Genomic DNA, 22,020 nt, shown 5'->3' on the forward strand with positions numbered 1-22,020 from the left:
CCCGTTCAACGGTTCAGGATTTCCCGGGTTCGCTCCACATCCAGTTGCATCTGATCGACCAAAGCGGCCAAACCGTCAAATTTCAGTTCCGGGCGCAGGTATTCGATAAAATTGACGGTGAGGTGCTCGCCATAAATTTCCTGGCTGAAATCGAAAATGTAGACCTCAATGGTGCGGTGCGTACCCCCGACGGTGGGCCGGGTTCCGATGCTCATCGCTCCCCCTAGTTTTTCTCCTTTGTAGATTACCTCGGCGGCATAAATACCGTTGGCCGGAACCAGCTTGCTCGGGTCGTCAACCTGAATGTTGGCGGTCGGGTAGCCAATGGTGCGGCCCAGTTGCTGACCTTTCACGATGGTACCGCTCAGGCTGTAGGGGCGTCCCAGAAACTTGGTGGCGGTTTCCAGGTCACCTTCCAGCAGGGCTTTGCGAATTTTGGAAGAGCTAACACCCACATCTTCAACGTCCTGACGGGGGATTTCCTCAATCTCGAAACCGTATTCGTGGGCGTGTTGCTTCAGGTACTCAAAACTGCCTTCGCGGTTTCGGCCAAAGTGGTGATCGTAGCCGATGACCAGCTTCCTGGTGCCAATCGTATCAACCAGAATTTGTTGAATAAACTCCGCCGATGAGAGCTCGGAAAAGGAGCGTGTGAACGGAATCACGATCAGATGATCGACGCCCGCAGCTTCCAGTAATTCAGTTTTTTCCTCCAGGGTCGACAGCAGTTTCAGGCCCTGACTGTCGTTGGAAACCACCGTACGCGGGTGGGGCCAGAAGGTAATCACAACGGTTTCGCCTTGTTGCCCCGATGCGTCTCCGCGCTGGGCAATTTCAGTCAACCGGCTAATGATTTTTTGATGACCCAAATGCACGCCGTCGAAGGTACCGCTGGTGACGACGGCGTAGGGGATGGGTTGAAATGTATCGGTTCCGTGGTAAATTTTCATGCTGGTAATGACTCAGCGGGGCGGCATTTGCGAATAAAACCGTCGACGGAATCGGCGTCTTCAATTCGAAAATCCCCAATTCGCGTCCGGCGGAGCGCTTTCAAATAGGCGCCATTTTGCAAAAACAATCCCAAATCGCGCACTAAGCTACGGATGTAAGTCCCTTTTGAGCAAACAATCCGGAAATCAATTTCGGGAAAACGATCGATTGTGACGTCAAAGATAGAAACCGTAATGGTACGGGATTTAATTCCCCCTTCTACTTTATCGGCGGTTTCGCCCCGGCGGGCGCGTTCGTACAGCCGTTCGCCGTTGACCCGGACCGCCGAGTAAATAGGTGGAATCTGGTCGACGACACCGGTCAGTTGCCGAACGGCTTCCTGCACGGATTCCGGAGTGATTGCCGTGGTATCAAATTCAGCGTCAAACTCCGTTTCCAGATCAACGGAAGGGGTGGTTTTGCCCAGTACCAGCGTACCCGTGTATTCTTTTTCCTGGGCCTGGTAACTGTCAATCTGCTTGGTCATTTTGCCAGTGCAGAGAATCAGCAACCCGGTTGCCAGCGGATCGAGCGTTCCGGCATGGCCTATTTTTTTGAATTTGCAGGCAAACTTTAGCTTCTTGACCACGTCGAACGACGTCCAAGTCAGCGGTTTGTCGATGAGAATGAGTTGACCTTCGTCCATGTAAAAATAGGTGAACTGCCTTGTCTTGAACGAGCATTACGTGGCCCGGTTGACCCGCATAACGCTAATTCAAAGCAAGGCAGTTCAATCAAACAATATCCAGTTTTACCCCCGCGGCCATTAAGCCAAGCAACAACAGGCCCAGCACAATGCGGTAATAGCCAAATACTTTGAAGCCGTATTTGGTCAGGAAGCCAACAAAGCCACGGATAGCGAGCAGCCCCACAATAAAGGCAATCAGGTTGCCGACCAGCAACACCTGGATGTCGTCGGACTGGATGGTTTTGTAACTTTTCAGTAGTTTATAACCCGTCGCGGCTGCCATCGTTGGAACAGCCAGAAAGAACGAAAATTCGGCGGCCTGTTTGCGGGTGAGGCCTTGCGTCATTCCACCAATAATGGTTGCGGCTGACCGGGAAACGCCCGGAATCATGGCGATACACTGAAAAAAGCCGATTTTGAGCGCTTCCGGGAATGTAACGTCGTAATCGCGTGGGATTTGCTTGAAGATTTTATCGATGTAAATCAGCAAAATACCGCCCAGAAGCAACGTAATAGCCACAACAGTTACATTTTCGAGCAGCGAATCAATGAAGTCGTTGAGTAAGAAACCGATGACCGCTGCGGGCAGAAAAGCTACGAAAAGCTTGAGGTAAAAATCGGTCGTTTGTAAAAACCGGCGCCGGTAGAGGACAAGAACGGAAATGATACAACCAAACTGAATATTAACCGTATACAATTTGGTGAACTCTTCCTGGCTGATGCCAACCAGGGAGGAGTAAATAATCATGTGACCCGTTGACGATACGGGCAAAAATTCGGTCAGTCCTTCGATAATGGCGAGAATAATCGCGTGAAAAAAACTCATTGATTCGTGGGTCGGCGCAAAATGGCAAAAAATTCAAGAATAAAGCCACCCATGACAATCAGGGGGCCAATGGTAAGCCCTAGCGTACCAAAGCCAAATTCTTCGGTATCGAGACTCATCACGATAAAACCGAACAGAATAACGACCACGCCGATGATCATCAGGGTATAATTGGCGCGTCCAAAAGGAAGTTTGCTCATGTTTGAACTGGGGTTACGCAGATTATAAACAGCCTGCTGTGGCAGATTTATTGAAAAGTTGTAATCAGTATAATTCGTCCAGTGACAGGCGAAGATACCGGTGAACGGCCTGAAATGTGCTGATCAGTCCGATAATTATTCCGAGGACGATGACCGCTCCCAGCAGAAGACCGGTTTTCTCCCATTCCTGCAAGGTCGCTAAGCCGTCGATGTTGCGGAGGGCAATTTGCAGCAACGCAAACAGGAGGGCGGCTGCCACAACCCCGCTGATTAGCCCCTGAAACATGCCGCGCCGGAGAAAAGGTAGCTGAATAAAACCATTGGTAGCACCGACAAGCTGCATGCTCCGGATAAGAAGCCGCTGGGAATACAGCGCCAGCCGAATGGTGTTGTTCATTAAGACAATGATAATCACCAGCATGATGACCGCAAAAACGGACATGATGATGTAGATTTTGGTAATGTTTTTGTTGATTTCGTCGACGATGTTCTCCTGATAAATCACTTCAAAAACGCCGTTGACATCTTCCAGGTCGTCTTTAACTTCCTGCAGCCGGACTTCTTCAAAATAGTCTTCCTGCAACTTAATGCGGTAGCTGTCGCGGAGCGGATTTTCGTTTAGAAAATTGCTGAAATTCTCCTGCGTATCTGCCATGAACTCCTTAGCCGCCACGTCTTTACTGACGAATGTGATCTGGGGAGAGGTCCCATTATAAAGGACGTACGGTTTTTTAGCAATCTCAGCCTGTAATTTCTCAAGTTTGTCGGTGCTCAGATCCTTGTCCAGAAAAACACGTACTTCGTTGTTCTCACGGATATAGCGCACCAGTTTTTTGGATTGAAGCACCAATAATCCGCAAAAACCAATTAAAAACAAGGCCGAAGTCAGGCTGAAAAGTATCATCCCGCTTGGATACGCACCCACTTTCTTTTTTGCAGCCATAGAAAATCCCGGCCTGGCAAAAGTTTACAGCCAGCTTCCGATGGGTACAAAAATATGGATTTTGCCGGAATGGTCGGTGTCGAAAACCGGGAAGAGGGGAGATTTAGGAAAAATTAAGAGTTCGGTGGCTGAATCAGGAGCTGTTGCGCGGGTGGTGGAGCTGGGTTTCTGGCGCAAAAAATCGAAAAACCGTTCCCGACGGTTTCGACTGGCCGTGCCTCGTACGGGGCGGCTCGGATCGGCATGACCGGGAACGGTTCGTGTCAATAAACACCACGAATAGTCGTCGGGTTTGGGCTGTAATGGGCGGATTAAATTTCTGCGGGCCCAACGTGAACGGGCGGTAACCGCTCCAGTTCTTCCATTTCAAAGAGCCGGGAGCGGATATAGAAGCGAATGCCCAGCGGAATCTCCAGCGAAAAACTAGCTCCCCGGCCCGGTGTTACATCAACGGTTAGGTGCGTGTGTTTCCAATATTCAAACTGGTCTTCCGACATGTAGAAATCGCAGCCGTGAATCTGCCCGAGCCAGACATCGGAGGAGCCGATCAGGAAATCGCCTTTGGCAAAACACATGGGCGACGAACCGTCGCAGCATCCTCCACTCTGGTGGAACATCAGGTCGCCATGTTCCCGGCGTAGTTTGTCGATGATGATATTGGCTGCTTCCGTTGAATCAACGCGGGATAAGGTCATGATTTTAATGATAGAACAACTGAATGATAGAATGAGTGAATGGATTTACGGTTAGTCTTCAGTTGGTGAAGCTATTCAATCAGTCTATCATTCAGTCATTCACGATTGATTAGAAGAATCCCAGTTTGTTTTTGCTGTAGGAAATCAGCAGGTTTTTCGACTGACGGTAGTGGTTGAGCATCGACAGGTGATTTTCCCGCCCGAAACCCGATTTTTTGTAACCGCCAAACGATGCGTGTGCCGGATAATGGTGGTAGCAGTTGACCCACACCCGACCGGCCTGAATGGCCCGGGGTACTTGATACAGTTCGTGGGCGTCGCGCGTCCAGACCCCGGCACCCAAACCATAGAGCGTATCGTTGGCGTATTCAATGGCCTCATCGACGGTTTTGTACGTGGTAACGGAAACCACCGGTCCGAAGATTTCTTCCTGGAAAATCCGCATTTTATTGTGCCCCCGGAAGATGGTCGGTTCGATGTAATACCCGTTTTCCAAACCATTATTCAGCCGGGCCGGGCCACCGCCGGTGAGCACTTCGGCACCTTCCTGCTTGCCGATGTCGATGTACGACAGAATCTTCTCAAACTGGTCGTTAGAAGCTTGCGCACCCATCATCGTTTCGGTATCGAGCGGATGGCCCAGCTTGATGGCTTTGGTACGTTCCACGACGCGCTCCATAAAACCGTCGTAGATGCTCTCGTGCACCAGCAAACGCGACGGACAGGTACAGATTTCGCCCTGATTCAGCGCAAACATCACGGCTCCTTCAATGCATTTGTCGAAAAACGCATCGTCGGCGTCCATGATGGAAGGAAGGAAGATGTTCGGTGATTTTCCGCCCAGTTCCATCGTTACCGGAATCAGGTTTTCCGAAGCATACTGCATGATCAGCCGGCCCGTGGTGGTTTCGCCCGTAAAGGCCACCTTCGCCACGCGCTTCGATTGCGCCAGCGGTTTGCCTGCTTCCGGTCCAAAACCGTTGACAATGTTGATCACACCCGCCGGAATGACATTTTCCAGCAATTCCATCAGCACCAGAATCGAGGTTGGCGTTTGCTCCGCCGGTTTCAGCACCACACAACAGCCCGCAGCCAGGGCGGGGGCCAGCTTCCAGGTGGCCATCAGCAGCGGAAAATTCCAGGGAATGATTTGACCAACAACGCCAATGGGTTCTTTGATGATCATCGAAACCGTGTCGGCATCCAGTTCGGCCACCGACCCTTCTTCGGCCCGGATGACCCCGGCAAAATAACGAAAATGATCGACCACCAGCGGCAGGTCGGCGGCCATCGTTTCGCGGACGGCCTTTCCGTTTTCGACGGTTTCGACGCGGGCCAGAAACTCCAGGTTCTGCTCAATGATATCGGCAATTTTGATCAGCATATTGCTTCGCTCGGTGGCCGACGTGCGCGACCAGCTCGGAAATGCTTTGTGAGCGGCATCCAGCGCCAGTTCAATGTCGGCTGCTTTGGAGCGGGGCACACGGGCTATCAAACTATCGTCAACTGGGGAGTTATTTTCAAAGTATTCGCCACCGATGGGCGCTACCCATTTGCCGCCGATAAAGTTCTCATACTGATTCTTGAATGTAGGTCGTTCCAATTGAGTAGCCGAGCGGGTGGCTACGGGTGCTTCTAAGGTTTCCATGAATTTAAGAATACGTTAAATTGATTAGCTGGGTTTGAATTGTGACAAATTTTGCCGAAATAGTGCAGGATTTTTTTCGCAATCCTCTCAAAAACTTGCGGTATCGTCTCTTTCTAAATTGGGAAGAATGTATCGTATTGTAGGTTTGGGTTGGCCATTGTGATAAGCAGGTTTTTAAATAGAATCGGTGATCGTATGAAAGTGGGAAGAAAGTCTGTCCGTGAAGAAGAGATGGTGCCATCCTGGGGTGGCCGGTTGAATACGCTGGTCGAAAACAAGCTGACCCTCAGTCATGATGTGGCTGAACTAAACCTGTTTGAGACGTTTCAGCGGGCGCAACTGGTGGAGCTGGAATTTGACTCGCCCGTGCTGACGAGTATGCTGACGGGCAAGAAAGTGATGCATATTGACGCATTAAAACCGTTCGACTACCTGCCGGGTGAGTCGCTGGTGTTGCCGGCCAACAAACCAATGAAGATCGATTTTCCGGAAGCCACCCGCGAAAATCCGACCCGATGCATTGCGTTGACCATTTCGGGGGAGTTTATCCAGCAAACCGTCAATCACCTCAACGAAGAATACCCGCGCAGCGAACCCAGCGAGTTGTGGGAAGTCGATACGAACAACTATCATTTTCAGAACGGTTTTGAAATCAGTTCCCTCATCGACAAGATCATCCGGTTGTACCGCGAGAATAATGTCATGAAACCGTTCTTTATCTACAATTCGCTGGAAGAGCTGATTGTCCGACTCCTGCAAACGCAGGCCCGGCGCGTGCTGGTTGATCAGGCGAAGCAACACATGAACACGCACCGGCTGGCCTACGTGGTGGAATACATTCGTCGTAATCTGACGAAGACCCTGGCGATTGATGATCTGTCAAACCGTGCCTGTTTATCCAAATCGCATTTCTTCCGTCTGTTTAAAAATGAACTGGGGATGTCGCCCATCCAATTTATCCTTCAGGAACGCATCCGGCTGGCGAAGCAGATTCTGGGCAATCCGGCCAAATCCATTACGGATGCGTGTTACGAATCGGGCTTCAACAGCCTGACGCATTTCAGCAGCGCTTTCCGGACTGTCGAGCAGATCAGTCCGCGTCAGTACAAGCAGCAGGTTTCGTAAGCAGTTTTAGTGATCGTGCCGACGCATGTACTCGTCAACCGACAACTTTCCGGAGCCAACCACCAGAAACAGGAGCATTAGAGTCAGAACAACCACCGACAGCCAGAGCTCAGAATTGAGAGCGGAAAAACCGCGGCTGACGTTGACGAAAAACACGGCACCGACCAGGATCGGCAACTGGAGCAGAATCGATAAACGGGTCAGGCAGCCCATCGCAATCAGCAAGCCGCCCACCAGATGGGCAAAAGCCACGTAGTGAACCAGAAAAACCGGTGTCAGACCAAATTGTTTACCGCCCACCAGGGAGTAGAGGTGGTCGGTATCGCCAATGAAACTAATTCCTTTCAGGAACAGGATAATTCCCAGCATAATGCGTAGTGCGTCAATCCAGGCGGGGTGATGCGCATCACCCCAGTGTTCAACTCGTTGTAACACATTCATGACGTTGCATTTTTGGTGAAACTCACCTAAGTTACCTGCCTATTTAGATAAAAGCAAGAATTTGTTGTACGAATTTAGAGGGTAGACCGGGAAGAGGGTACGGTTTAAAAAAGCGCCCTATATAATCTTTGGACATTTCGTACTGCCCGCCATTCGGGTACGTCGGGGTTTTGGCATTCGTTTGCTGGTAACCCGGACCGGGGCGGGGACGCGCAGGCTGGCTGGCGTTTTGACTACTTCCATCGTGAGTAGATCGTCCAGGGCGCGGTAGTCGGGCGGAATCGGTTGGTTTTTCTGGATCGGGAAGAAGTGTTCGCCCGGAAATTCATAATGCTCGAAATCATAGTCGTAGAGGTAGATATTGATGTAACCGTCTTTGCTGTATTTCGAACTAATGGAGTTGGTCGGCATCAGATTCTGGGCCAGAAGGATATCCGGTCGTTTGGCCAGTGAATCCTTGAAGTACTCTTTGTATACTTTGTAGCGGTTAAACTGGTAGACGAGGCTGGCCGAATCAATGGTAATGGCAATGTTGAGAAAATGCCGACCGTATTCGCCATTGGCATTTCGGGCGTACAAAACACCCATGTTGTTGATGGCACTGCGGTCGAGGTGGCCCTGGTAGCTTTTTAACGCCTTGTCGTATTCGTCGGTGTTTTTATAGACGTTTCCTAAATTATTGTAGTAGGTTTTATGCGTCGAATCGAGGTCCCGGGAGCGCTCGTAGTCGCGAATGGAGCGGTAGTAATACTGCCGGGCCTTGTTCATGTCTCTCTGTTTCTCGGCTTTGAGGGCCAGGTAAGAACGAACAATGCCCCGGTTGTTGAAAAGAAACGCCTTATGATGGCCCCGATTGATCAAGCTATCGAGCACATCCTCGGCCTGTTCAATTCGATCTTTTTCCAACAAGGCGATTGACAAACCGTTCAGCGCGTTGATACTCTGTGGATTATGACGAAGGGCCCAGTAAAAATTATCGTGTGCTTCATCCATATCGCCCGATTTGAGGTACATATTCCCCTTGTTGGTCAGCATCTTATCATTTTGCGGAGACAGGCGAATGGCTTTTTCCAGATAAGCGAGTGTATACCGAAAACTGTCTTTTTTGCGGTACACTTCGCTCGCGCCCGCATAAGCTGACGGATGGTCTTTATTCAACCGCATGGCAACGTTCAGGTGAACCAGTGCGGAGTCTAGCTGGTTCATTTCCGATAGGGTAAGGCCCAGGCTCAAAAAGCAGTCGGCCAGGTCTTTGTCTTTGTTGTCGAACAGGTCTGGCGCCTGCGAAAAATGTTCAAGAGCCTGCTCGTGTAATCCCTGTCGATGACTGATCACCCCCAGACCCAGGTGCACGTTTGGGTTTTCCGGAGCCAGCGCCAGTGCTGCTTCGTACTCGATCCGGGCCGAACGGTAATCACGATTGCTGCACAAGGCATTACCGAGTCCTGTGCGGGCTTCTACCCACTGCGGCCGAAATTGTACGGCCCTTCGGTATTCGGCCACGGCTTTGGTGTATTCCTTTTGACCGTAAAACGCATTGGCCAATCCAAATCGGGCGTCGGCCTGGTGTGTGCGGTCACCAGAAAGCAGGTAATCGGTAAACGTTTCAGCGGCATCCTCGTATTCTTTCAAACCCAGCAGGGCGTTCCCGATCCGGACCGGCAGCATTTTGCTGACATCCGGATTTTTATCCAGCGACTGGTACAGGTTGAGCGCTTCCCGAAATTTGCCCAGGCCCAGCAGGGCATCGGCCCTAACGAGTTTATACACGGGTTCATTCGCCCGTAGCCGAAGGGCCTCGGAAGCTGCCTGTCCGGCTTCATCAAACTGGTTGGCGTGCAGGTGGGCCACCGCCCGATTAAAAGCCACTTTGTCTGCACCTTTGCCACCTGGCGTATTTTCCAGCAGCGTCAGCCCCATTTTGGTATCCCCGCTCATGCAGTAAAAGATGCCCTGGTTGGCTTGGGCGTGGGCAAACGTCGGAATCCGTTGGAGGAGTTGGCTGGCTTCTTCGTATCGCTTCAAATGGCTCAGGACAATGGCCTGATTATACAATAGCGTATCGGAAACACGGCCGGAAGCGGCTCTTTGCAATAATTGCAGAGCGCCGGAGTAATTTTTGTTCCGGGCCAAACGGAGTGCGGTATTATTCAAACGTGGAACGGAATCATTATCGGTCCGCCGGTCGGGGAAAAATCCAGAAGAATGGCCTGCTATCGATTGAAACACGACACAGTACAACAGCACAATTAGCTTGCATAGCAATCTTGGCATCAGCAGCAATAGTTAGGACGGGCAGGATGAAGGTACGGTTTTTACCTGGATGTGCCAAATAAAGTGCGGTATCAGTCGGTACTAAGTGAGTCACCGGCAAATAAAAGGAAAAAATAACGGTTGGTTGAAATTTTGACAACCGCTCTATTCCGTGGTGTTTACAAAACCGGTTCTTTCTATAATACAATTTTATTTCATATGAATTTACCTGTATTAAATTGTGTTTATAAAATATTTACCTTGGTGTAGTATTTCACACACACGGCTTGCTTCCCTCACGTTAATCACTTACCAGTATGAAAACAGACTGTACAAAAGTTGTGCGTACGTTCGCCGTTTTTCTGACACTTACCGGTTTATTCGGTCGTTGCAGTGTTCAGGATCACCAGCCAAATACTTGTGCTGCGGTGCAGGCTCTTTTGGCCGACTGCCCGGTAGGCTACCGTTTATTGGTAAGAGTTAACAAAACTAACTTTAACCGATTTATGCCCAGTGATGATATACCGTTTGAACCGGGTAAGATAACAATCCAGGGAGATGCCTGCTTTTATGATGGTCATCCGATCATCGAAAACACGCCCAACAATATTAAGGTTGACGATGGGACGTATTGGAATCAATATGTTTGCCGGAATATGTAACGTACTGGAAAATAGGCAGAACGCCGGAGCATGCTCCGGCGTTCTGCGTTTATAAAACCTTCGCGTGAGCGGGTTCTTTCTGGAGTCGATGCTGGTACAAGAACTCAATGAGATCGGCTACAAGACCTGTCCAGCCGGTTTGGTGGTTGGCGCCCAGCCCACTGCCATTATCGCCGTGGAAATACTCGAAGAACAGGTGCAGGTCCTTGAAATGCGGATCATCCTGGAACTTCTGAAAACCGTTGTAAGCCGGTATTTTACCCGTTGCATCGCGCCGGAAAATGTTCACCAGCCGTTCGGCCACCAATACCGTAGCTTCTTTGATACTCATGATCTCGCCGGAATTGGTCGGGTATTCGATCTCGAAATCATCGCCGTAGTAGTTATAGAACTTTAACAGGGAGTCGATCAACAGGTAATTCACCGGGAACCAGATGGGGCCACGCCAGTTTGAGTTTCCTCCAAAAAGGCTTGTTTCGGATTCGTTAGGAACGTATTTGACCGAGAAGATTTCGCCGTTCAGATTGAATTCGTACGGATGATCGCCGTGGTATTTCGACAGAGCGCGAATGCCATAGTCGGATAAAAATTCCGTTTCGTCGAACATCCGCTTCAACAACATTTTCATCCGGTGCCCACGCAGGAGCGAGAGCAGGTGTGTGGCGCCTTTACCCGGTTCGTGCCAGCGCGAAATCATCGATGCCAGGTCGGGTCGATTGGTTAGCACCCATTCCACCCGGCGCTTGAAATCCGGCAGTCTTTCCAGCAGATCATCGTCCAGAATTTCCACGGCAAACAGCGGAATCAGGCCAACCATCGAACGAATTTTAAGCAGCATACTGGCGTTGTCGGGTGTATGCAGGGCGTCGTAATAAAACTGATCGTCTTCGTCCCACAAGCTGATGCCCTGCCCCCCCAGATTTTTCATCGCTGCGGCAATGTGCAGGAAGTGTTCGAAAAATTTGGAGGCCATGTCCTGGTAGGTCGGTCTGACCAGAGCAATTTCGCAGGCAATCCGCAGCATATTTAATGTATACATGGCCATCCAGCCCGTGCCATCGGCCTGTTCAATATGCCCTCCCATAGGCAACGGCTGGCTGCGGTCAAACACCCCAATATTATCAAGGCCCAGGAAGCCCCCGCCAAAGATGTTGTTACCGCTAACGTCCTTCCGGTTGACCCACCACGTAAAATTCAGCAGCAGTTTATGGAAGACGCGCTCCAGGAAGTTGACATCGCCTTTGCCGTTCATATCCCGGTCAATTTCGTAGACTTTCCACGTTGCCCAGGCATGAACCGGCGGATTTACATCGCTAAAATTCCATTCGTAGGCCGGAATTTGCCCATTCGGGTGCATGTAATACTCGCGCAAAATAACCGCCAGCTGCCGTTTGGCGAAATTCGGATCAAGGCGTGCCAGTGTCAGGGTATGGAAAGCCAGATCCCAGGCAGCAAACCAGGGGTATTCCCACTTATCCGGCATCGATAGAATGTTGGCCGTGTACATGTGCCGCCAGCTGGAGTTTCGCTGATAAGCCCGGCCGTGAAACGGGGTGGGCATTTTAGGATCGCCTTTCAGCCACTCGTTGACGTTGTAATAATAAAACTGCTTGTTCCAGAGCATTCCGGCGTAAGCCTGCCGTTGAATGTTCCGCAGTTCTGCATCGGCTACATTGCTCTGCAACTGATCGTAGAAGGCGTCAGCTTCCTTGACACGCTGGTTGAAAATGGTATCAAAATCCGCAAACGGTTGACCATTGTGTGTTTCCTGACTAAACCGCAGGCGCATGGTCACGGAGCTTCCGGCCGGAACCGTGCGGGTGTACCGGGCCGCGGCTTTGGAGCCAATCTGATTGGGGTTGACAAACTTTTTGTCACCGCTTGTGATGTAGTTGTTTACACCGTCCTTGCAATACAGCGATTCGTTCGGAACGCCATAAAGCCGCTCCGAATTGGTTTCGTTTTCACAGAATAACAATTCATCAGCATCCTCGCAGTAGAGCCGGTATTTGCCCAGAATCTTATGATCGACGGCTATCTGGGTAGTAGAAATACCACTTAAAATGGGTTTATAGGCATATTGCTCATAGCCCCAAGACCAGGTGTTGCGAAACCACAGCGTCGGCAAAACCGTCAGCGGAGCGGCTTCGGTATGCCGGTTATGGGCCGTTACCTTGATCAGAATATCATTTTCGTTGTTTTTGGCGTATTCAATGAAAATATCGAAGTACTGATTGGTATCAAAAATGCCCGTGTCCACCAATTCGAATTCCGGTTGCAAGCGGTTTCGACGGCGCCCTTCCTCTACCAACTGCGTATACGGAAACGGTTGCTGCGGATATTTGTAGAGCATCTTCATGTAAGAGTGAGTGGGCGTACTATCCAGGTAATAGTAAACCTCTTTCACGTCCTCACCGTGATTACCTTCCGGCCCGGTCAGCCCAAAGAGTCGTTCTTTGATGATGCTATCGTTGTGATTCCAGAAGGCCAGCGCAAAACAGACGTGCCCTTTGTTGTCGGAAAGGCCTCCGATGCCGTCTTCGCCCCAGCGATAGGCCCGTGAGCGCGCCATGTCGTGGGTAATAAAGCCCCAGGCGTTGCCATGGACACTATAATCTTCGCGGACGGTTCCCCAGGAACGTTCCGATAAATAAGGCCCCCATTTCTTCCAGCCTTTGTTGTCGGCACGGCTATAAATTCGTTCGCGTTCGACGCTGTTTTCCATCTTTAGCTTGTATTCCATGTAAGTTCCTGGTACGGTGAAAGGTAAAAATCAAGTTACAAAGGTGGTTGACCAAACGACCCAAAAACCGTTTGTCGCCTTAAATTAAGAGTCTATTCTAAAAGTGGCTTTATATACAGGTTAGTTTTTTGTCAATTCTTTTTCTAAAAACCGTAAAAAATACGCTTTTCGGTCGGGTTAGGCAGGAGCAGAGAATGGAAATTTTTGGGCAGGGTATAAGTAATAATACGAGTACTAAGCTGAACAAGATCAAATTGTCCGCGCTATTTTCAGTCAGTCCGTGAAAATTTTCTAGTGGTATTCATTCAGAATATCAATGATGATGCCAACTTTTTGTAAGTCAGGAAACTGCGGAGGTTGGAAAAGGGATGGATAAGTAATGGTTAGCATCTGATCGGGCGTTTTATTTGAACGAAAACAGTGAGCTTAGTTTGGTAGACTAATTAATAGCAATTGGTTATTAATTAGCATGTTGCTAGTCTGGGACTGTTGGAGTGAAGTCCAGATTGAATCGGCCTGAATGGTAAAAACCATGCCGCTGCGCTTTTTGTTTAAAAAACCGTTCTGGGCAAGCGGGCAGGGGACTTTTCTACGGACTTATAGTGAAAGCCAGCCAAGGCTGAAACTGGCCGGAAAAATCGTTCATTCGCCGGGAGAATGCCTGCTCCTGAAGGTGACGGCCCAACGCATTTTCAAAAGTCAATTTATACGGCTGGAAAGCCTATCTCCCCGTTCAGCCGTTATGATGGTTGATTGAAGCCATGCTATTGATGGCCGAAGACTGCGGGTTAACGGTCTTTGCTTTTGTAGGCCCGGATGTAGTCTCTGGGCGACATGCCGGTGGTTTTTCGGAACACGCGGTTAAAATTGGTTGCACTGTTAAAACCAGTTGAATAGGCAATGGTGGATATGCCGTCGTAATTACTGTTGATGATTCGCTTACAGGCTTCGTTGATGCGAATCTCATTCAGAAAGGTATTGTAGGTTTTGCGCGTATGCTTCTTGAAGTATTTGCAAAACGCATGCGGAGTAATGTTGGCCACGTCGGCAATCCGGTTCAGCGTGATGTTTTCGGCATAGTGATCGAGTGTGAACTGAAAAATATCATTCATTCGAATGCCTTCCGATTCTGAAATCGGATAACTCGCGAAACCCGTATGCAGCGATTTCCATTCCTTCACCTCTTTTGAGAAGAACTGGAAGAGCTTCAGGAGAGACAATAGCCGCTCCAAACTGGATTTATTTTTTAACTTCCGAATCACACCGGTTACTGGATGGGTGTGTTTGTCTGGAAGCTGCAAACCGTACTGAATCGTGGTGAGAAACCGGCTGATCAGATCCAGTTCCGGCAAATCAAGAAATGCTTTGGGAATTCGCTCCAGATCGAAGAATACGTGAATCGCGTGTGCGTTGCCCGCTTGCGGTTCTGTAAAATGCTGCGGATCGGATTTGAAAATATGGGGCTGATTGGCACCAATGATGTAGATGTCGTTGGGCTTGAACGACTGGCTGTAGTTCCCGACCATAAGCGTCCCGCTTCCCCTGATGATCAGGGTAATCTGTAGCTGTTTGTGCCGGTGGAAGTAATTGTAGAAATGCGGTAAAAGATCTTCTTCGACAAGTACACAATCTTCTTGCGGAACAGGAGGAGTAAACTCTACTACTTTCATGGTAACACGATAAATAGATAGCCTAACTATTTTATCTTAAAATAATACCAAAACGCTAAGGCATTTTGGATTCATGGAAAATAGGAACAGGGCTAAATTTGATTACCGTGTGTTTTGTTCTGCGTAATGGGGACGTATATCAATATTAATCCTATTTTGTTAATTGACCAACGCGCAGGATAATATTTGTCGATTATTGATTAATACTTATGAAATGTTTGACAAATGAAATTGATTTAAAAGTAAGATATGGTATTCTCCGAATTTGATTTTGGATTCCTGGAATAAACCAACTTCGATAAGAACATGGAAGAGCAATTGCCGGAGCTTAGTTAATAAGCGGGTGCGGGACTAAATGTTGCGTCGGCTCATTTCTTTTCGGATAAGAAACCATTCACGACTGGTTTGGCCCGCAACGGAACTGTTTTCCTGAGCGCGTCGCATCAGGTACGGAATCACATCGTGGATCGGGCCGTACGGAAGGTATTTGCTGACGTGGCAACCCGCTTTGGCCAGATTGAACGTAATGTTATCACTCATGCCGTACAGCTGGGAAAAATGAACGTGGGGATGATCCAAAGGCAAGCCGTCAGCCTGGAGTAGATTGACTGTATACTGGACGCTGAATTCGTTGTGACTGGCCACAATCAGCGAAACCGTATCGAGATGCTCGATACAAAAAGCAACCGCCTTGTTGAAATCGGTATCGCTGGCAACTTTATCGGGCTGAATCAATACGGTTTTCTGTTTTTCCTGGGCGCGCTTACGCTCTTTTTCCATATAGGCTCCCCGGACAATCTTGGCCCCCAGAATAATCCCGTTTTTGCGGGCCAGGGCATGGCTTACTTTCAGAAAATCCAGCCGATCGTGGCGGTATAGCTGAATGGTATTGAAAACCACCGCTTTTTCCTTGTTATAAGCCAGCATGACATCCATTGTGAGTGCATCAATCGTGTTCTGAATCCAGGATTCTTCCGCGTCGATTAGCACGCCGATACCGTGCTGGGCTGCGGTTTCGCATAGTTCGAACGTTCGTTTTACCACCCGATTCCATTCTTCTTTTTCTTCCGGCGTTAACGGGCTTGTATCCACCACGGTATTCAGTTTTGAAACCAGCGCCAGGTCGTTTAATTTTTCGAGTAAGGCAAAACGAGCCAGTGAAGTGATTTTGATGGCAATCAGCGGAACGCTTGACTGGCTGGCGGCAAAGGCAATAACCCGCACAAACTCTGCCTTGATCTTGTCAAAATCGGCCTCGGTTTCTTTGCCTTCGGCACCGTAGTCCAGAATCACTTTCACCTGAAACTGCTCCAGCTTCCTGATCAGGCCGGAGGTTTCGTCCAGCGTTTCTCCGCCAACAAACTGCTCAAATATGGTTGAGCGAATGAGCCCGTTGACCGGGAGTTTCCAGTCGACCGCCAGGGACGTTAGCCGGGCCCCCAGTTTAACGAGCCAGTTCTGGTTCATCAGGTAAAACAACGCATGGGCTTTTTTCAGTTGATGATTGGATTTATACGCAAATGCATCAGCAGTGTTATCAAGCGGAATGATGGACTTAACCTGCATGGTTTTAGTACGGTTTTTCTACAAAGCTAACGATGGAATCGCGGTGCCCAGTGTTTCGACAAAATTGAATGATACATGGACAATTTCTGAAACCAAAGTAGCAAAGAGCCGTTTTTTCTGCATGGGCCACATTCTCAACCTGTCAAGCCGGGTGCCAACGGGATTCTTACAGAGTTGGAAAGCAGTAAATGCGTCCGTTTTTTTGAATGTTCCGGCACCGCCGGAGGAGCATGGATATCCGTACCAGGAGGGTGGCCATTTTGGTAACAATAAGCAGATGCTCAGGCTTTGGCCGCTACTTTCTTTTTCTGGCGAGCTACCAGCAGAACAAAAACCGTCAGGATTCCGGTTAGCGTCGCCAGGTACCAGTAGCCTTTGGTTACATCCGGGGTGGCGGCAACGGTAGTAGCATCCATCCGTTGATAATCGGGGATAATCCATTGGAAGGCATACGCCTGGGCCAGCACAATTACGCAGATAACCGCCAGCATGATGAAGCTGTGTTTCACCGTAAAGCGAAACAGCGCGGACTCGTGCCCGACGAGGTTACCGGCGGCTGCGGCCACTGCGATGGATTGCGGGGAAATCATTTTTCCGACAACGCCCCCCGAAACGTTGGCACCCACGGTAACGACAGGGCTTACACCGATGGACTCGGCGGTAGCGTATTGCAGTTTGCTGAACAAAGCGTTGGCCGACGTGTCGGAGCCCGTAATAAAAACGCCCAGCCAGCCCAGCACGGGGGCAAAGAACGGAAATAGGACGCCGGTATTGGCCAGCACATCGGCCAGTGTAATGGTGATGCCGGAATCGTTGGCGATGTACGCAAATCCGAGAACGCTGGTGATGCTCAGGATCGGAAATTTCAACTGATTCAACGTGCTGGCAAAGATGCTTAGCCCATCGCGGTAGGGGATGTTGACGAGCGGCATGGTGATGAGAGCAGCCATCAGGATGGCGGTTCCAGCGGCCGATAGGTAATTGAATTTAAAGAGTTTGGGAATGAATGAGCCATCGCTGCCCTGAATGGCGTTGTGCAGGCCCGGAATCTCGAATTGGAGCGACCCCGTTGCATTCAGAACGTCCTTGATCGGCTGTAATCCCCAGGCAATGATCATGACCGTCAGGATAAAAAACGGCGACCAGGCTTTCAACAGCGCTCCGCCCGAATAGCGCACCGTTGTGCTTGCCACCGCAGGAGATTCGTCAGCAAACCGCCAGATGGTTTTGGGTTTCCAGAACTTCAGAAAGATCATCAGACAGATAATAGAGCCAAGTCCCGCAATGATATCGGGCAGAAATGGCCCCAGGTAATTCGACGAAAACCACTGAAAAAAGGCGAACGAAAAACCGGATACGAACAGGGCGGGGGTCACTTCCCGGGCTTTTTTGAAACCGGATATGATAGTGACCAGATAAAACGGTAACAAGGCCGACAGCAGTGGGAGGGTCCGGCCCACCATTTGGGAGATCGGCAATTCCGGGATGCCGGATACCTGAGAGGCTACGGTGATGGGAATCCCGATGGAGCCAAAGGCAACCGGTGCGGTATTGGCAATCAGGCAGATGCCCGACGCATAAAGCGGATTGAACCCCAGACCAACCAGCATCGCGGCCGTAATGGCCACCGGGGCGCCGAAGCCGGCGGTTCCTTCCAGAAACGATCCGAACGAAAACGCAATCAGCAACGCCTGAAGTCGCCGGTCGGAAGTAATCGATCCCATGAAATGCTTGATGATCTCAAACTGGCCGCTTCGAACGGTGATGTTAAACAGAAAAACCGCCATGATCACCAGCCAGCAAATTGGAAACAACCCGTACAAGGCACCGTGTCCAATGGATAAAAGGGCTAGCTTAACCGGCATTCCGTAGACGAACAGCGCCAGCAGCCCCGTAATAACCGTAGCGAGTAAGCTGGCCTGATAGCCTTTCATTTTCCGAATGATCAACGCCCAAAAAATGAACAGAATGGGAAGGGCCGCCACCAGCACGGACAGAATAATGTTGTTAAACGGATCGGTTGGTTGTTTCCAGACCATGAGCAATTTGGTAGAATGGGGTTCAGGATAAGGAGTTTCCCGCGTTTAGGAAAGGGCGCGCGGAATTGGTAAGTTACATATTTCTGCGGTATTGCCCACCTACCTCGTACAAGGCCCGCGACAGTTGCCCGAGCGAGCACACTTTGGTGGCTTCCATCAGTGCTTCAAAAATATTGCCATTGGCCAGCGCCGTTTGCTTCAGCCCTTGCAGGGCATGCTGGGCGGCCTCGCCATTTCGCTCCTGAAAGGCCCGGCGAGATTCAATGGCGTACCGTTTTTCGGCATCGGTCGAGCGGATGACTTCCTGCGGCAAAACCGTTGGCGAACCGTTCGGGTCCAGAAACGTATTAACACCCACGATGGGTAGTTTGCCGCTGTGTTTCTGCATTTCGTACAGCATTGACTCATCCTGAATTTTGCTGCGCTGGTACATGCGTTCCATCGCCCCCAGAACGCCCCCGCGCTCGTTCAAACTACGGAATTCATTCAAAACGGCCTGTTCAACCAAATCCGTTAATTCCTCGATAATGAAAGCGCCCTGCAACGGGTTTTCGTTTTTTAGTAATCCAAATTCTTTGTTGATAATCAGCTGGATAGCCATTGCCCGTCGAACGCTTTCCTCAGTTGGTGTGGTGATGGCCTCATCGTAGGCATTCGTATGCAGTGAGTTGCAATTGTCCGACAAAGCCGTTAGGGCCTGAAGCGTGGTTCGGATGTCGTTGAATGCAATTTCCTGGGCATGAAGGCTCCGGCCCGACGTCTGAATGTGGTATTTTAGTTTTTGCGAACGCTCGTTGGCTTTGTATTTATACTTCATGGCTTTGGCCCAGATGCGCCGGGCAACACGCCCCAAAACCGAGTATTCGGGGTCCATCCCGTTGGAGAAAAAGAACGATAGATTGGGGGCAAAGTCATCGATCTGCATACCCCGCGCGAGGTAATATTCGACAAACGTAAACCCGTTGGAGAGGGTAAATGCCAGTTGAGAAATCGGGTTGGCACCTGCTTCGGCAATGTGATACCCCGAGATGGAAACCGAGTAAAAGTTACGAACCTGATTTTCGGTGAAATACTGCTGGATATCGCCCATCATGCGCAGGGCAAATTCCGTCGAAAAGATGCAGGTATTCTGCGCCTGATCCTCTTTCAGAATATCAGCCTGAACCGTTCCGCGAACCTGCCGAAGGGTATGTGCTTTTATCTTCTCGTAAACGTCTCTGGGCAAGACCTGGTCGCCCGTCGTTCCCAGCAACATGAGCCCTAAACCGTCGTTGCCATCGGGCAGGTTACCCTGATAACTCACCCCGCCCTCCTGGGCTTTCCACTCGTCACCTTTTTCTTTTAAATACAATTCACATTGCTGGTCGATGGCGGCATTCAGGAAAAAACCGAGGAGCATAGGAGCAGGACCATTGATGGTCATCGAAACCGATGTAGCCGGGTTACAGAGGTCAAATCCACTGTACAATTTCTTGGCATCATCGAGGGTACAGATATTGACGCCTGAGTTGCCGATTTTTCCGTAAATATCGGGGCGGTAATCCGGGTCTTCACCGTAGAGCGTGACCGAATCAAAAGCCGTGGAAAGCCGTTTGGCCGGTAAGCCTTTGGATACATAGTGAAACCGTCGGTTGGTGCGTTCGGGGCCGCCTTCTCCCGCAAACATCCGGGCCGGATCTTCGCCCTCGCGTTTCAGCGGAAAAACGCCCGCCGTGTAAGGGAATTCGCCCGGCACATTTTCGGTCAGCAGCCAGCGCAGCGTATCGCCCCAGTCTTCGTGGCGCGGCAGACTGATTTTGGGAATGCGTAAACCGGACAAGGAGGTTGAGAACAGACTTTGGTGAATCGTTTTATCGCGAACCTGGTACTGGTATGTGTCGGCCCGGTACAGTTGCTGGGTGCCGGGCCAGTCGTTCAGGAGCCGGTGGCAATCCGGATGTAGTCGGTTTTCAATCTCCGTGTACATAGCTTTTAGCGCATCGATAACGGCGGTTGCTTCGGCTGGCAATGTTTCGAGCGCACCGTTTATCTGATAAAGCTTGCGGGCAATGGCAACTTGCTCGTTCACAAACGAATCGTACTGTTCGCTGCTCTCCACAATTTCGGCCAGATACCGGACCCGATCCGGTGGAATAACCGGATTTGGTGTTAGGTATGCATTGGTTATGGCGTGTTCCAGCAGGTGGATTCCGGTTTTTTGCTGAACGAGCTGCATTAGTTTGGTAAACAAGGCATTCAGGCCCGCATCATTGAATTGAGACGCAATGGTTCCCCAAATGGGCAATTCATCATCGGCCATTTCCCAGATCGCCGGATGGATAGTGCAGTGATTTCGGCGGTATTGTTTCCGGACATCGCGCAACGCATCCAGCGAGCCCCGTTTGTCAAACTTATTGATGGCAATACCGTCGGCGAAGTCGAGCATGTCAATCTTCTCCAGCTGGCTGGCTGCTCCGTAGTCGGCAGTCATGACGTACAGATTCACATCCGAATGGTCAATGATTTCCGTATCCGACTGCCCAATTCCGGATGTTTCAATGATGATCAGATCGAACTGTGCCATTTTGCAAATGGCAATGGCATCGCGTACGTGTTTGCTCAGGGCCAGATTGGCCTGGCGGGTGGCCAGGGAACGCATGTAAACCCGGCCTGCGGCCAAGTCCGGATGGAGGGCATTCATCCGGATGCGGTCGCCCAGCAAAGCCCCGCCGGTTTTGCGCTTCGAGGGATCGACGGACAGAATAGCGACGGTTTTGTTGGGAATGTTAATCAAAAAACGGCGCACCAGTTCGTCCACCAGCGATGATTTACCGGCTCCGCCCGTTCCGGTAATGCCGAGAACGGGAACGGTTTTTGAAGCCTTTCGGGTTTCAAAAACCGAACGGATTTGATCATGAAGCTTTTCGCTGTTGGAACTCTGCTCCGGCTCATTTTCGGCCATCGAAATAAGTTGACCGATCAGTTTAAAATCCTTCTCCTCAGGCATTGCTGAACCGTTTAGGTGCGTTGGTTGAGAGACTTGTTCGCACTGTTCCAGTAAGTCCGTGATCATGCCTTGCAATCCCATCGTCCGGCCGTCGTCCGGGGAGTAAATGCGGGTGACTCCGTAAGTGTGCAGTTCTTCGATTTCGGTCGGCAGGATGGTGCCACCACCGCCCCCAAAGACTTTGATATGAGAAGATTGCCGTTCCTGAAGTAAATCAATCATATACTTGAAGAATTCCAGGTGTCCACCCTGGTACGAGGTGATTGCAATGCCCTGCACATCCTCCTGAATGGCACAATCAACAATTTCGGCCACCGAGCGGTTGTGCCCCAGATGAATAACCTCAGCACCGGATGCCTGCATAAGCCGGCGCATGATGTTGATGGCGGCATCATGGCCGTCGAATAAAGAACCTGCCGTGACGATGCGAATGGGATGTAGGAGCTGATGCGGTTTCTGGGTTTGTTGCGATACCATGATCAAATTGGAAAATGTCGTGTAAAAGTAGGCAGAATGGTGGAAAAGCCGTATTATTGATTGTAATT

At 50.2% G+C, this 22,020-nt stretch carries 18 protein-coding genes; 3 read left to right on the forward strand and 15 right to left on the reverse strand.

Annotated elements, in window-relative coordinates; translation table 11 throughout:
* Positions 1 to 5: 5 nt before the first annotated feature.
* The 8 genes from ACYVH9_RS09805 to ACYVH9_RS09840 all read right to left on the reverse strand — a co-directional run bounded on the left by ACYVH9_RS09805 (position 6) and on the right by ACYVH9_RS09840 (position 5,990).
* Entirely contained in the window at positions 6 to 950 is a 945-nt protein-coding gene (locus ACYVH9_RS09805) for a bifunctional riboflavin kinase/FAD synthetase (RefSeq protein ID WP_460636130.1), read from the reverse strand.
* Entirely contained in the window at positions 947 to 1,636 is a 690-nt protein-coding gene (truB, locus tag ACYVH9_RS09810; RefSeq protein ID WP_460636131.1) for a tRNA pseudouridine(55) synthase TruB, read from the reverse strand. The genes ACYVH9_RS09805 and truB overlap by 4 nt, the downstream gene beginning before the upstream one ends.
* A gap of 88 nt (positions 1,637 to 1,724) precedes the next feature.
* Entirely contained in the window at positions 1,725 to 2,504 is a 780-nt protein-coding gene (locus ACYVH9_RS09815) for an undecaprenyl-diphosphate phosphatase (RefSeq protein ID WP_460636132.1), read from the reverse strand.
* Positions 2,501 to 2,704, reverse strand: coding sequence for a DUF3098 domain-containing protein (locus ACYVH9_RS09820; protein ID WP_460636133.1), 204 nt, complete (start codon positions 2,702 to 2,704; stop codon positions 2,501 to 2,503). Before ACYVH9_RS09820 ends, ACYVH9_RS09815 begins: the two co-directional genes overlap by 4 nt.
* A 64-nt stretch (positions 2,705 to 2,768) precedes the next feature.
* Positions 2,769 to 3,647: a cell division protein FtsX gene (locus tag ACYVH9_RS09825; RefSeq protein ID WP_460636134.1), complete on the reverse strand. Its 879-nt coding sequence runs from the start codon at positions 3,645 to 3,647 to the stop codon at positions 2,769 to 2,771.
* 24 nt (positions 3,648 to 3,671) lie between these two features.
* A complete protein-coding gene (locus ACYVH9_RS09830) occupies positions 3,672 to 3,914 on the reverse strand; it encodes a hypothetical protein (RefSeq protein WP_460636135.1) in 243 nt (80 codons plus the stop codon).
* 44 nt (positions 3,915 to 3,958) lie between these two features.
* Entirely contained in the window at positions 3,959 to 4,342 is a 384-nt protein-coding gene (locus ACYVH9_RS09835) for a DUF779 domain-containing protein (protein ID WP_460636136.1), read from the reverse strand.
* Between the two features lie 109 nt (positions 4,343 to 4,451).
* Positions 4,452 to 5,990, reverse strand: coding sequence for an aldehyde dehydrogenase family protein (locus tag ACYVH9_RS09840; protein WP_460636137.1), 1,539 nt, complete (start codon positions 5,988 to 5,990; stop codon positions 4,452 to 4,454).
* 195 nt (positions 5,991 to 6,185) lie between these two features.
* Here ACYVH9_RS09840 and ACYVH9_RS09845 point away from each other — a divergent pair, with 195 nt between their 5' ends.
* Positions 6,186 to 7,115 (forward strand): AraC family transcriptional regulator, encoded by a 930-nt coding sequence (locus ACYVH9_RS09845; protein ID WP_460636138.1) that lies wholly within the window; start codon positions 6,186 to 6,188, stop codon positions 7,113 to 7,115.
* A 6-nt stretch (positions 7,116 to 7,121) separates the two neighbouring features.
* Here the strand turns inward: ACYVH9_RS09845 and ACYVH9_RS09850 are convergent, their stop codons facing one another.
* Complete coding sequence (locus tag ACYVH9_RS09850; RefSeq protein ID WP_460636139.1) at positions 7,122 to 7,556, reverse strand: DoxX family protein; 435 nt, start codon at positions 7,554 to 7,556, stop codon at positions 7,122 to 7,124.
* A gap of 117 nt (positions 7,557 to 7,673) precedes the next feature.
* The gene (locus tag ACYVH9_RS09855; protein WP_460636140.1) at positions 7,674 to 9,830 is read right to left on the reverse strand and encodes a tetratricopeptide repeat protein; all 2,157 of its coding nucleotides are present in this window, start codon (positions 9,828 to 9,830) and stop codon (positions 7,674 to 7,676) included.
* A 296-nt stretch (positions 9,831 to 10,126) separates the two neighbouring features.
* On the opposite strand from ACYVH9_RS09855, the gene ACYVH9_RS09860 reads away from it, so the two are divergent.
* On the forward strand, positions 10,127 to 10,471 hold the full coding sequence (locus ACYVH9_RS09860; protein ID WP_460636141.1) for a hypothetical protein: 345 nt from the start codon (positions 10,127 to 10,129) through the stop codon (positions 10,469 to 10,471).
* A gap of 49 nt (positions 10,472 to 10,520) precedes the next feature.
* Here the strand turns inward: ACYVH9_RS09860 and ACYVH9_RS09865 are convergent, their stop codons facing one another.
* A complete protein-coding gene (locus tag ACYVH9_RS09865; RefSeq protein ID WP_460636142.1) occupies positions 10,521 to 13,214 on the reverse strand; it encodes an MGH1-like glycoside hydrolase domain-containing protein in 2,694 nt (897 codons plus the stop codon).
* Positions 13,215 to 13,746: 532 nt separating this feature from the next.
* Between ACYVH9_RS09865 and ACYVH9_RS09870 the strand changes: the two genes are divergently transcribed.
* Positions 13,747 to 13,971: a hypothetical protein gene (locus tag ACYVH9_RS09870; protein WP_460636143.1), complete on the forward strand. Its 225-nt coding sequence runs from the start codon at positions 13,747 to 13,749 to the stop codon at positions 13,969 to 13,971.
* A 31-nt stretch (positions 13,972 to 14,002) separates the two neighbouring features.
* On the opposite strand, the gene ACYVH9_RS09875 is transcribed toward ACYVH9_RS09870, so the two are convergent.
* The 4 genes from ACYVH9_RS09875 to ACYVH9_RS09890 form a co-directional block, all read right to left on the reverse strand.
* A complete protein-coding gene (locus tag ACYVH9_RS09875) occupies positions 14,003 to 14,884 on the reverse strand; it encodes an AraC family transcriptional regulator (protein ID WP_460636144.1) in 882 nt (293 codons plus the stop codon).
* A gap of 351 nt (positions 14,885 to 15,235) precedes the next feature.
* Complete coding sequence (locus tag ACYVH9_RS09880) at positions 15,236 to 16,450, reverse strand: proline dehydrogenase family protein (protein WP_460636145.1); 1,215 nt, start codon at positions 16,448 to 16,450, stop codon at positions 15,236 to 15,238.
* A gap of 281 nt (positions 16,451 to 16,731) precedes the next feature.
* Positions 16,732 to 18,489, reverse strand: a complete 1,758-nt coding sequence (locus ACYVH9_RS09885; protein ID WP_460636146.1) for an L-lactate permease — start codon at positions 18,487 to 18,489, stop codon at positions 16,732 to 16,734.
* A 73-nt stretch (positions 18,490 to 18,562) separates the two neighbouring features.
* Positions 18,563 to 21,952 carry a methylmalonyl-CoA mutase family protein gene (locus ACYVH9_RS09890; protein ID WP_460636147.1) on the reverse strand — a complete coding sequence of 1,130 codons (3,390 nt, stop codon included), beginning with the start codon at positions 21,950 to 21,952 and terminating at the stop codon, positions 18,563 to 18,565.
* Positions 21,953 to 22,020: the final 68 nt, after the last annotated feature.

The sequence above is a fragment of the Larkinella harenae genome, from assembly GCF_054780515.1.